The 11,381-nt window shown below is 67.7% G+C and carries 11 protein-coding genes; 8 read left to right on the forward strand and 3 right to left on the reverse strand.

Annotated features, from left to right (window positions below; genetic code table 11):
* The first annotated feature begins 93 nt into the window (after positions 1-93).
* Positions 94-1,899, forward strand: a complete 1,806-nt coding sequence (locus tag LOZ83_RS09775) for a dynamin family protein (protein ID WP_236790037.1) — start codon at positions 94-96, stop codon at positions 1,897-1,899.
* Positions 1,896-3,152, forward strand: a complete 1,257-nt coding sequence (locus LOZ83_RS09780) for a hypothetical protein (protein WP_236790039.1) — start codon at positions 1,896-1,898, stop codon at positions 3,150-3,152. The genes LOZ83_RS09775 and LOZ83_RS09780 overlap by 4 nt, the downstream gene beginning before the upstream one ends.
* Before the next feature lie 123 nt (positions 3,153-3,275).
* Here LOZ83_RS09780 and LOZ83_RS09785 read toward each other — a convergent pair whose 3' ends face one another.
* From LOZ83_RS09785 to LOZ83_RS09795, 3 genes are all read right to left on the reverse strand, one after another.
* On the reverse strand, positions 3,276-3,479 hold the full coding sequence (locus LOZ83_RS09785) for a hypothetical protein (RefSeq protein WP_236790040.1): 204 nt from the start codon (positions 3,477-3,479) through the stop codon (positions 3,276-3,278).
* Between the two features lie 93 nt (positions 3,480-3,572).
* Positions 3,573-4,829, reverse strand: coding sequence for an HEXXH motif-containing putative peptide modification protein (locus LOZ83_RS09790; RefSeq protein WP_236790041.1), 1,257 nt, complete (start codon positions 4,827-4,829; stop codon positions 3,573-3,575).
* Between the two features lie 102 nt (positions 4,830-4,931).
* Positions 4,932-5,093, reverse strand: a complete 162-nt coding sequence (locus LOZ83_RS09795) for a hypothetical protein (protein ID WP_236790042.1) — start codon at positions 5,091-5,093, stop codon at positions 4,932-4,934.
* Between the two features lie 198 nt (positions 5,094-5,291).
* Between LOZ83_RS09795 and LOZ83_RS09800 the strand changes: the two genes are divergently transcribed.
* From LOZ83_RS09800 to LOZ83_RS09825, 6 genes are all read left to right on the forward strand, one after another.
* A complete protein-coding gene (locus LOZ83_RS09800) occupies positions 5,292-6,074 on the forward strand; it encodes a FadR/GntR family transcriptional regulator (RefSeq protein ID WP_236790043.1) in 783 nt (260 codons plus the stop codon).
* Between the two features lie 104 nt (positions 6,075-6,178).
* On the forward strand, positions 6,179-7,363 hold the full coding sequence (locus LOZ83_RS09805) for a hypothetical protein (protein WP_236790044.1): 1,185 nt from the start codon (positions 6,179-6,181) through the stop codon (positions 7,361-7,363).
* Entirely contained in the window at positions 7,360-7,608 is a 249-nt protein-coding gene (locus LOZ83_RS09810) for a hypothetical protein (RefSeq protein WP_236790046.1), read from the forward strand. Before LOZ83_RS09805 ends, LOZ83_RS09810 begins: the two co-directional genes overlap by 4 nt.
* Entirely contained in the window at positions 7,590-7,940 is a 351-nt protein-coding gene (locus tag LOZ83_RS09815) for a hypothetical protein (RefSeq protein ID WP_236790047.1), read from the forward strand. The genes LOZ83_RS09810 and LOZ83_RS09815 overlap by 19 nt, the downstream gene beginning before the upstream one ends.
* 558 nt (positions 7,941-8,498) lie before the next feature.
* Complete coding sequence (locus LOZ83_RS09820) at positions 8,499-10,364, forward strand: GH25 family lysozyme (RefSeq protein ID WP_236790749.1); 1,866 nt, start codon at positions 8,499-8,501, stop codon at positions 10,362-10,364.
* A 530-nt stretch (positions 10,365-10,894) separates the two neighbouring features.
* Positions 10,895-11,278: a hypothetical protein gene (locus LOZ83_RS09825; RefSeq protein ID WP_236790050.1), complete on the forward strand. Its 384-nt coding sequence runs from the start codon at positions 10,895-10,897 to the stop codon at positions 11,276-11,278.
* The last annotated feature ends 103 nt before the right edge of the window (positions 11,279-11,381 follow it).

Consider the following 11,381-nt stretch of genomic DNA (forward strand, 5'->3'; position numbering starts at 1 on the left):
AACACCGCTCGCCGGTCGTGAACGGCGGGGGTTCATCTTCGGATGGACCCCCGCCGTTTCCTTTTCGTGACCGCACAGGGCACACTGCTGCCCGTGATGGCACCACCCTGGCTCGAAGTGCTGGACGACACCGTCCGCGCCTGCGCCGCGCACCGGCGTCCCGACCTGGTGGAACGGTTGAGCGCGCGCAGATCCAGACTGCTGGACCCGAAGCTGCGCATGGTGGTCATCGGCGAGTCGGGGCAGGGCAAGAGTCAGCTGATCAACGCGTTGCTGAACGCCCCGGTGTGCGCGGTCGGGGATGACCGGACCACGGTCGTGCCCGCCGTCATCGAGCATGCCGAAACGCCGACCGCGACCGTGGTGACCGGTGGCCGGCTCGCGATCGAGGGGGCCGCGCGCACCCCCATCGCCGTCGAGGCCGTGACCACCGAGGCCAACCGCGAGGCCCGGTCGGTCACCGGCGTGCCCGTGGTGCGCACCGAAATCGGCCTGCCTCGCGCGCTGCTCGCCGGCGGTCTCGCGATCGTCGACACCCCGGCGGTCGCCGCGCTGGAGACCGTGGAGGAGATGTCGGCCGACGCCGTACTGATGGCCACCGACGCGACCACGGACCTGTCCGCGAGCGAGCTCCGTCTCCTCGAACAAGTCGCCCGGCTGTGCCCGACGATCATCGTGGCGCTGACCAAGATCGACCTCGTGCCGGGCTGGCGCGGCGTGGCCGAGCGGCTGCGGGCGCGGCTGGCGGAGGACGGGTTGCTGGCCACCGTGCTCCCCGTATCGGCGACGCTGCGGCTCGCCGCGGCCCGCACCGGTGACAAGTCGCTCAACGAGGAGTCCGGGTTCGGTGAGCTGATTCGCTTCCTGCACAAGGATTTGCTGGGTCAGGCGGATCTGCTGGCGCGGCGCTCGGTCGCGGTGCTGACCGGGCTGACCGTCGAGTCGCTGGTGGGTCCGCTACAGGAGGAGTTCGCCGAGACGCAGCAGTCCGAAAACGATGAGACGGTCGCGCGCTGGCACAACGAGGGCCGGCGGCTGGAACGGCTGCAACGCGACGCCGCGCGCTGGCAGACCCTGCTCTCCGACGAGGTCGCGGACCTGCTGTCGGACGTCGAGTTCGACCTGCGTGACCGGACGCGCCGGATCCTGGTCGAGGTCGACGACTACTTCGACGCCGCCGACCCGGCCCGCGCCTGGCCGGAGTTCGAGGACTGGCTGCGCGAGAACCTGACGGTGGTCGCGGAGACGAACTCCGAGTGGCTGCTGGACCGCTTCGAGTGGGTCGCCCGCAAGATGGGCCGGCAGGTGTCGCCGCACCGGCCGGACGCGGTGCCGGAGACGCTGCCGCGCGAGGTCCCCACCGATGCGGTCGGCGAGCTGAAGATGCCGCGTGTCGAGAAGTTCGGTGTGGGACAGAAGTTGTTCGTGGGCATGCGCGGGTCCTACAGCGGTTTGCTGATGTTCGGTCTGGCGACGACGATCGCCGGCCTGCCCCTGATCAACCCGATCTCGCTGGGCGCGGGTGCCGCGTTCGGCGCGAAGAGCGTGTTCGAGGAGCGCGGGAACCGGCTGAAACGGCGGCAGGCCACGGCGAAGAACGCGGCGCACCGGTACGTCGACGACTTCTTTCTCACGTACGGCAAGCACAGCAAGGACACCGCCCGGCAGATCCACCGCGCGCTGCGGGACCGGCTGACCGGGGTCGCGGACGAGCTGCGGGGCGAGATCACCGAGTCCGCGAAGACGCTGAAGCGCATCATCGACACCGATGCCGCGCAACGCAACGCGCGCGCACACGAGATCCGCCGCGCGATCGAAGAACTGGCCTTGCTGCAGCAACGCGCGCAGTCGGTCGGCGGGGTGCGGGCGCGGCCGGCGCTGCGGGGGCTCACGGCGTGAACCTGGCGCTGCGCACGCGGAGGATGCTCGAACAGGCCCTCGACGCGTATCAGGACAGCCCGCGCGCGATCGGCTGGCTGCGACGGCATCTGGACCGGTTCTCCGATCCGCTGCGGCTCGCCGTCGTCGGCGCGAAGCAGACCGGCAAGTCGACGATGGTGAGCGCGATCGCCGGGCAGGAGCTGGCCGGGGACGGCGACGGGATGCGCTGGTTCCGGGTCGCGCCGAGCCGGTCGCAGGGTGAGCTGACGCTGATCGACACACCCGCGATCGACGCCGATGCCGCGCCCGGCACGGTCGAGGGCATCTGCATGGAGGCGGATGCCGTGCTGTTCCTGGTGCGGCATCCGGAGAACGCGGACCTCGGGTTCCTGCACACCCTGCAGGACCATCCGATCGCGCGGGCGTCCGCGGTGAACTCGGTGGTGGTGCTCTCCCGCGCGGACGAGCTCGGCGCCGGCCGGGTGGACGCGCTGATCTCGGCGCGGCAGATCGCCCGGCGCTACCGCCGCGAGCCCGAGTTGCAGGGGTTGTGCCAGGACGTGGTGCCGGTGGCGGGGCTGCTCGCGTCAGCGGGCCGGACCCTGCGCCCGGACGAGTTCGAGGCCTTGGTCGACCTGGCGCGGGTGCCGCGCGCGGAGCTGGAGCCGTATCTGATGTCCACCGACCGGTTCCTGTCCCAGGACGCCGGGAAACGGGCCCTGTTGCTGGAGCGGTTCGGGATGTTCGGCGTGCGGCTCGCGGTGACCCTGATCCGGCGTGGCGCGCAGACCCAGCCGGCGCTCGCGGCGCAGCTCATTCCGCGCAGCGGGCTGGCGGAGCTGCGGGACACCATCGACCAGTACTTCACCGAACGGCAGGCGGTGCTGAAGGCGCGGTCGGCGTTGCTGGGCCTGGAGGTGGTGCTGCGGATGGAACCGCACCCGGCCGCGGCGGCGCTCGCCGGTGAGCTGGAGCGGACCCTGGCCAGCGCGCACGAGTTTCGTGAGCTGCGGCTGCTGGCGGACCTGCGCACGGGCCGGGTGGCGCTTTCACCGGAGCTGAACGCCGAGGCGGTGCGGCTGGTGGGCGGCAACGGCGCGGGGATCGCGGAGCGGCTGGGCTCGGACGGTGCGGACATCGAACGCACGATCTTCGACGCGATGCAGCGGTGGCGTTCCCTGGCGGAGACCGCGGGCTTCAGCACCGGCGAACGGCGGGCCGCGGCGGTCGTCCTGCGCAGCTGTGAGGCGATGGCGGCAGGGGCACTTTGAAGGTGCCGGGGGTCCGGGGGTTGTCCCCCGGGTAGACACTGCGGGCAGCGGCGAAGGCGTGTCAGCGCCGAGCAGCCTGAGCTACCCCGGAGGCGCGGCAACGTGTGCTGCCGCGCCGGCGAATCAGTCTTCGGAGTCGGTCGGCTTGAGGTAGGCGGTGCCGCCTGCGGGCATCCGCCGGAAGAAGTCAACGCGGGTGAGGGGCTGGCCGTAGGGCCGGCCACCGAGAGCGACCTGCTCCGAAACGCTGCCGCCGTGGGGTACCGCCACCACCGGCTCGCCCGTGGAGGTGCTGGATCTCCGCCGGGGGTCCCACTGCGCTGCCATCAGTGTCCTTTCAAAATGGCTTACGGCACCGTCTTGTTTGGACGGTGCCGTCGTCGATGTCGAGCGAATCTTAGTCCTCTCGTCAACCGTACCTCAACGCGGCTCACCCACCCGATAAGCGAGTTCCGACGCGACGAGACCGTTGAGAATTTTCACCTTTTCCGGACCCAGCGCGCTCATCGACAACGGCTCCTCGCCGAACTGCTCCACGACCTCGGCGGCGTTGCGGTTGAGCCAAACCAGCTGGGGCGGATGTCCAGGACTGGCAAGCAGCATCCGGCCGGTGGCCATTCGGGCCATCCTGACGAAAGGTTTCAATGCATATCGTCCATCGAGAACAGAATTTTTTGATTCCTCTGTTCGGATGGCGGCATTGTCTGCACGCAGAAGTGTCCGGAGCAACCACCGTGCGTCGCTTTCCAGCGACTCTTCGGCGCCGAGCAGCCACCGGCCGATCTCGGTCTCGCGCTCGCGCGCGAACGGCAGGAGCGAGCTCGGCCCGACCTGCCCGATTTCACCGGAAGCGGTGACACTCTCGGCGAACTGGGCCAGCAACGCGTAGGCATGGAAGGCCGCGACAACCTGTTCGAGTGGCCAGCGCGCCGTCGACCAGGAAGGGCTGAACACCCGGTCGTCAACCTCGGAGCCCAGGAAGTCCCGGGTGATCGCAAGGTCGAAGAACTTCTGGTGTGCCCCCTCGTGCACCAGTGCTTCCGCGACGTCGTACGGACAGGTCGGCTTGTCGATCAGGATCAACCCGGGGAAGAGCCGTGACGACGCGGAGACCAAGCCGTTGGACGTCGCCGGGTCCAGGATGACGAGCAGCGCGGTATGCGGCAGCAGGTCGCGAGCGAGCGCGGGACTGACTTCGCGGAAGCGGGCCAACCCCGCTTCGACGATGTCGATGGCTTCGCGGAAGGACTCGCCGTCGACCTGCGTAAGCAGCCGGGGCGGCGTGCCGGGGGCCCCGCTTTGACTGTGGACCACGCGAAGCGTGTCGGCGAGCCGGTCGTTGGCGCCGGCGCCGGAAGCGATCTTCAGCTGCCCGCCGACTTCGGTGACGACGTCGTCCAGATCGTCGTCCGCGGTGGAGTCGAACGGGATGCGATCGGCCAGTGCTTCGCCGACGCGGAAGCGGAACAGGGGGTTGTCGAGCCGGCTTTCCGGCAGTTTCGGTGCACCGCGCCAGAACAACTCGGCCGCCAGTTGATACAGCGCACGGCGCTCGGACAGCAGCTCGTCCGCAGGGGCGAGCGCCGCGTGCACCGCGGTGGCGTCCGGCCAGTCAGATCTGAGATTCATCCGCGCGGCTTCCCGGTCAGGAGGAACGACCTCAAGGAACGGCGTCAAGCTACTCGCCGGGCCAACTGGCCGCCCATCCGCCTCCGCCGAAGGCATCGCTGTCTGACAACAGATCAGACCACGAGCCTTCGGCGCATACTCATCGCACCGTCAGGTCACCGCTCCGAACAAGGAGACGATCTCGACCAGACCGAGCACGGCCAGGGTCACGCCGGCCGTCAGGGTCATCACCAGTACTGTGCGCCACCCGATCAGAGTCACGCCCATTGCTACCAGGAAGATGACAATCAGCAGGTTTTGCGAGCTCACCATGACACCTCCTTCGATGAGAACCGAGGCGACGAGCCGAGCACCGGGTCTTGTCCGACTCACCTCGGTGGAATTAGCATCCACAAGATGTCGGTTGTCTGTCAAGTAACAACTTGTCGACAGACAACTTGCGTCTGCTGTCTGTCCTTGCTAGGCTCGGACGAGTTGCTCGGGGCCCGTCAGAGGTGGAGAAGGCCGATCATGGATGACGAGAGCTGGTCGCTCTCCCCGGACACTCGCAAACCACTGCCTGAGCTCATCGAGGACAAGCTCCGCCAGTTGATCGAGAGTGGCCGGTTCAAAGCCGGCGACCGGCTGCCCACCGAACCCGAGCTCGCCCAGCGGATGGCGGTCGCGAGAAGCTCGCTGCGGACCGCGCTGCAACGGTTGCAGCTGCAGGGAATCGTCGAGGTCATGCGCGGCCGTGGCTGGTACGTCCGGTCCACGGAGGTCACCGGCCAGGACGATGTGCTGGTGCTGGACAACCGGGCCAGCGAGGCGGATCTGATCGAGGTGCGCATCGCGCTCGAGGCGACCGCCGCGAGCCTGGCCGCGCTGCGCGCCGACGACGGCGAGATCGACGAGATCACCAAGCGCGCGAAGGACCACCAGACGGCGCCGCACGATGACAAGGAAGAGTTGCTGCGGACCGACGAGGAGTTCCACGCGGCGGTCATCCGGGCGAGCCACAACGAGTTGCTGGAGCAGCTGTACCGGACGCTGGTGCCGAAGCTGCGCGGGTTCCGCCGGAACAGCTACGGCACGGTCGAGCTGCAGAACCGGTCGGCATCGGAGCACAACCAGGTGGCGTGGTTCCTCAAGCGGCGCGACGAGGGTGGCGCGCGGGTCTCGATGACGACGCACCTGCTGGGGCTGTACAACGACGTCGCCAACCAGACCGGGGAGCCCGTCGACGAGCGGGCCACGCTCAGCACGTACGTGTACGACTCCGAGGAGGACGAGCCGCGCTGGCACAAGCGCTGACCCACTGACCCGCCGGAGTGTAACGAACGACACAGTAAGCCGATCGGGTCTATCGCGTTCCTCCCCTTTCCGCAGACGATTGTCGTAGACGGGGCGGAGAGGCAGTGAAGGCTGGGGAACGCGAGTGGTCCGCCGATGACGCGCGACTGCCCGAGCACCGGCGGCGTGCGCGGGCGGCCGCGCTGTTGCTCGTGTTCCTGGGCGCGGCCTCGTTGTCCGTGGTGGTGGTGTGGACGCCTCGTCCCGGCTGGCCCACGGCCGTCCAGCGGTTGCTGGAGCTGACTTTCCCGGTGCTGCTGCTCGCGGGCGGCGCGCTCGGCGCGTACGAACTGTTCCTGCGGCGGTGGATCTCCGGTGAGCTGGCGCGGATCGCCGGCCCGCGGATCGTCGAGTCGCTGCTCCCCCAGCAGGTCATGGAAGTGTTCCTGGAGTCGATCTACGGAAAGAACGACGCGAACCGGGATGTGATGACCGGCGTGCTGGGCGGTGAGGGCCGGCGGCCGCTCGGCGGGGATCTGACGATCAGCACGCACACCGGCGTGAACGTCGAGCTGCGGGCGGTCGATCACGAGCTGTACCACTTCACGCTCGCCGTGACGTACAGCTTCAAGAAGAACGTCCAGGTCGACCGGTTCATCATCTTCGCCACCTGTAACGCCCTGCTGCGCGACTCCATCAGTTCGGGTTGCCAGCTGCCGCTGTTCGAGCTGTGGTTCGTGCCGGACAGTGAGCTGTTCCAGAGCTCGGTGGACGACATGCTGCCGTCGGTGCGGCTGGGCATCGAGTACCTGGACCACGACCGCCAGCACCACGTCGCGGAGTCGAGCAAGATGCGGCTGCGCGAGGTGAAGTTCCAGAACTGGCCGGACTATCTGTCGTTCTTCCGCGAGGACATGGGGGCGCTGGCCCGGCAGAGCCCGCGGGAACATCTCGGTGATCTGCGGATCTTCGAATGCGACCTGAGCGATATCGCCGGCGATCACCAGAATGTCGGTGCCATCGAACGCCTTTCCGTGCGCGCGACTTCGCTGCAACGCATCGACGAAGGATTCTGTTACTGGCAGGCGCCGTATCCGTGTTACGTCGACCGCGTCACGTTCTCGGTGAAAGAACTGGACATCGACGGCGCCGGTGACTTCCAGTTCAACATCGCGCCGTTCACATTCAGGTCGAACACCGCCCCGACCCGGTGGTTGAAGGCCGAGGACCTGCCGGACCTGGAAGTACGCTCCTGGTTGTTGCCGGGCCACGGCGTCGTCCTGTTCTGGCGCCGAGGCGGCGGGCCATGACCAGCCGGGGCGCCATCGTGCTGGGCGCCCTGTCGATCGCCGCGTTCGCCGGAGTCCTGGTCTGGCAGCCGGCCTCGGATTGGCAGCGAATCGGATATCAGGCCCTCACCCAACTCTGGCTCCCACTCGGCCTGATCGCGGTCGCGATGTTCACCTACAAGCACTTCATCCATCGGCGGCTGGCAACGGAACTCGCCAAACTCACGGCCCCGCCATCGTCGGTTCGATGCCCCCGCACCAGGTGATCGAATCCTTCTTGAGCTCGGTCTACGGCACGAACGAAGCCAATCGGGATGTCGTGGCCGGAATCCTCGGCGGCGATCTCTCGACGATCAGCACGCGAACAGAGGTGGAGCTGCGGCTGAGCGCCGTGAGCCAGGAGGTGTACCGCCTGCGCAACACCATCACCTATCGCTTTCGCAGGAACGTCGAAGCCAGCCATTTCATCGTGTTCGCAACCCGTCCCTTTTCACTCCGTCGGGTTCCGCGAGCTTTCCCTGGAGGAGGTCAAGTTCCAGGAATGGTCTCGTTATCTGCCACGATGACGGCCCACCGATCGCGTCTGTCGAGCGTCTGAGTGTTCGCCAGGCAACGCTGGAAAGGATCGACGAGGGAGCTTGCTATTGGCTGGCTCCCTATCCCTGCTATGTCGATCACATCGGCATCGACGCCCGTGAGCTGGACTTCGACGGTTCTGGCGCCTGGGAGTTCATCGCGATGCCGTTCTGCTTCCGAGCCAGCAGCGTCGCGAACTCGTGGCTCCCCGCGGAAGAACTGACGTCCGTGGAGTTGCGTTCGTGGCTGCTTCCGGGGCACGGCGTCGCATTGCTCTGGCGTGCCGCGAAGTCTCATTCAGCGGTCGACTCGGACCCGTGACTTGTTCGGGAATTTCCGACCATTCAGCGCCGGGAAACATTTGTAGTATTGCGCCGATCTCCTTTCGCAACCGGCGATCGGCGGTTTATCGTGCGTTCGCCGAGACGGTCGGTGCTCGGGTTTGCTGGGGGTTTTGGGGAGGTTTGTCGTGCGGTTGCGAGCGCTCGCGGCGGTGTCGGTGGTGGTGGCGGGCCTGGCGGTCGGCTCGGGCGGAAACGCCTTGGCGGCACAAGGTCCGAGGCATCCGGACACCGACTACATGGGCTCGACGGTGCACGCGCACGAGACCACCGCCCGGTCACTGGCCGTCGCGGCGGCGCCGGCCGGCACGCCGGGCTTCGACGTCTCGCACTACCAGGGCAACGTGGACTGGACCGGGGCCGTCGCGAGCGGCGCCAAGTTCGTCTACATGAAGGCCACCGAGGGCACCGACTACACCGACCCGCAGTTCACCGCGAACTACGCGAACTCGGCCAACGCGGGCCTGGCGCGCGGCGCCTACCACTTCGCGCTACCCAGCGACTCCAGCGGCGCCGCGCAGGCCACGTTCTTCCTCGCGCACGGCGGCGGCTGGGTCGCCGACGGACACACCCTCCCGCCGGTGCTGGACATCGAGTACAACCCGTACGGCACCGCGGACTGGGCCGGCTGGTGCTACAACCTGAACGCCGCTCAGATGACCGCCTGGATCAGCGATTTCGCGAACACGATCCACGCCCGCACCAACCGCTGGCCGGCGATCTACACCACCAACGGCTGGTGGTCCAACTGCACCGGCAACGACGCCGGCTTCGGCAACGATCCACTGTGGATTGCGCCGAGCAGCTCCGACGCCGGCGGCCCGCCGGGCATACCGGCCTCGTGGAGCGCGTACACGTTCTTCCAGTGGGCCACGTCCGGCACCTTCCCCGGCGACCAGGATGTCTTCAACGGCACCGCGGCCGACGTCGCCGCCTTCACGATCGCCGGCACGGCTGACCAGATCCAGGCGCACTACACCGCGTTTGGCGGCAGCGCGTCGAGTCTGGGCAACGCCACCGGCGGCGAATACCCGATCGCCTCGGGCTGGGCGCAGAACTACCAGAACGGCATCATCTACTACAGCCCCGACACCGGCGCGTACGCCGTCACCGGCGCCGTCCTCACCCGGTACCAGCAACTGGGTGGGCCCGGCGGCAGCCTCGGCTTCCCGACCAGCGACACCACGACCACCTCCGACGGCGGCCAGCACGCCGATTTCGGCGGCACGTCGCTCTACTACTCGCCCGCCACCGGAACGCACAGCGTCCAGGGCCAGATCCGCACCAAGTGGCTCGCCCTCGGCGGCGCCCAGGCCCTCGGCTACCCCACCACCGACGAGTCGGGGACGCCGGACGGGGTCGGGCGGTACAACCACTTCTCGTCGTCGTCCGGCTCGGCGTCGATCTATTGGACGCCCAACACCGGCGCCCATTCGATCCAAGGCGCGATCCGGTCGAAGTGGGCGTCACTCGGCTGGGAAACCGGGCTGGGCTACCCCATCACCGATGAGTCGGTGACGCCGGACGGCACGGGCCGGTACAACCACTTCAGCCTTGCCGCCGGGGCGTCGATTTATTGGACGCCCGGCACCGGCGCGCACTCGATCCAGGGCGCGATCCGGTCGAAGTGGGCGTCGATGGGCTGGGAACGGAGCATCGGATACCCGACCACCGACGAGAACGGCACCCCGGACGGCGTAGGGCGGTACAACCACTTCAGCTTGGCCGCCGGGGCATCCATCTACTGGACCCCCGGCACCGGTGCCCACTCGATCCAGGGCGCGATCCGGTCGAAGTGGTCGGCGCTCGGCTGGGAAACCGGCCTCGGCTACCCCACCACGGACGAGTCGGTGACGCCGGACGGCGTCGGCCGGTACAACCACTTCACCGGCTCGGCGTCGATCTACTGGACCCCTGGCACGGGCGCGTGGTCGATCTACGGCGCGATCCGCGACACGTGGGCTTCGCTGGGCTGGGAAACCAGCCGCCTCCGCTACCCGACGAGCGACGAATTCGGCGTCCCCGGCGGCCGCCGCAACAACTTCCAGGGCGGCAACATCACGTGGCTCAGCGCCAACGGCAGCACTCAGGCGGCCTACAGCTGAGCACCGATCCAACGCGTGAGGCTCACTGCGGGTTGGTGCGCGAGATGATTGGTCCGGGCCGCGGTGGAAACCGTAGGAATGTGGAGCGCAGCGTCAAAGAATACCGCGTCCACAGGTGTCTCTAGCCGTTCGCTCCGCGCCGAGACCGTCGCCAGCGCAACCGACCCGGCTTGTCCAGATAGCGAATGAGCCGCCCTGCGGTAAGAGTGTGATCCGGCATCTGGAATGTCGAGCGCAGATGTGCCCCCGCATGCTTCGCACTGTTGTCCAGTAACGCTTGCGGCCGCTGAATCACCCCATCACTCATGCCGAGACGCTTGACCTCCAGCGCGCTCGAAGTCAAGCGCTCAGCCCCGCAACGCAGTCGACGTTGATGGCCTCGATTGCCTCAAGCTGACCTGCGGGAGGTCTTTCGAGGCCCCGCCCGGCGGTCGGAGGCCTGCACGCCCTGCCCCGGAGGGGCTTGCGGAATGGACCACCACATGTATCCTCTATCCTGTAACACTGCCACAGGAAACCAGGAGTCAAGGATGATGCCGACTATCCGCATCTCGGACGAGGTCTTCAGCGAACTCAAGCGCCGGGCAGAAGCTTTCGTGGACACGCCGGACTCAGTGCTGCGCAAGATCTTGGGCCTGACCGACGCGGCGAAGACCAGCAGGACGGGAGGACTCCTGCCGCAGCTCCGGTCCGGCGCCCTGTCAGCTGGCGACAAGCTTGTATGGCACCGCAAGAGGGCTGGTCAAACGCACCAAGCGACCGTGCTCGCCGACGGATGCGTTCGATTGCCCGATGGACGAGTGGCGGAATCGCTATCGAAGGCGTGCGCCCTGCTCAGCGAAGGTAAGAGCTACAACGGCTGGGAGGAATGGCGTCGAGCGTCCGATGACGTGCTGCTGAACGAACTGCGCTGACTGGGTTCGCGGGCCTTGCCTGCCCGCAGCGGAGGTGCCAGCCGTCCGCCACCCGGATGGATGTGCCCGGGCGGTGGACGGCGCTCACTCAACGCCGAGGAGC

The sequence above is a fragment of the Amycolatopsis sp. GM8 genome, from assembly GCF_021653975.1.
In the GTDB taxonomy this organism is placed as follows: domain Bacteria; phylum Actinomycetota; class Actinomycetes; order Mycobacteriales; family Pseudonocardiaceae; genus Amycolatopsis_E.

What these genes read in the sequence shown, in the direction of transcription:
- LOZ83_RS09785 (WP_236790040.1), bottom strand. Translation starts at nt 3,479, where the DNA reads ATGGCAGCGCAGTGGGACCCCCGGCGGAGATCCAGCACCTCCACGGGC.
- LOZ83_RS09795 (WP_236790042.1), bottom strand. Translation starts at nt 5,093, where the DNA reads ATGGTGAGCTCGCAAAACCTGCTGATTGTCATCTTCCTGGTAGCAATG.
- LOZ83_RS09800 (WP_236790043.1), top strand. Translation starts at nt 5,292, where the DNA reads ATGGATGACGAGAGCTGGTCGCTCTCCCCGGACACTCGCAAACCACTG.
- LOZ83_RS09810 (WP_236790046.1), top strand. Translation starts at nt 7,360, where the DNA reads ATGACCAGCCGGGGCGCCATCGTGCTGGGCGCCCTGTCGATCGCCGCG.
- LOZ83_RS09815 (WP_236790047.1), top strand. Translation starts at nt 7,590, where the DNA reads ATGCCCCCGCACCAGGTGATCGAATCCTTCTTGAGCTCGGTCTACGGC.
- LOZ83_RS09820 (WP_236790749.1), top strand. Translation starts at nt 8,499, where the DNA reads ATGGGCTCGACGGTGCACGCGCACGAGACCACCGCCCGGTCACTGGCC.
- LOZ83_RS09825 (WP_236790050.1), top strand. Translation starts at nt 10,895, where the DNA reads ATGATGCCGACTATCCGCATCTCGGACGAGGTCTTCAGCGAACTCAAG.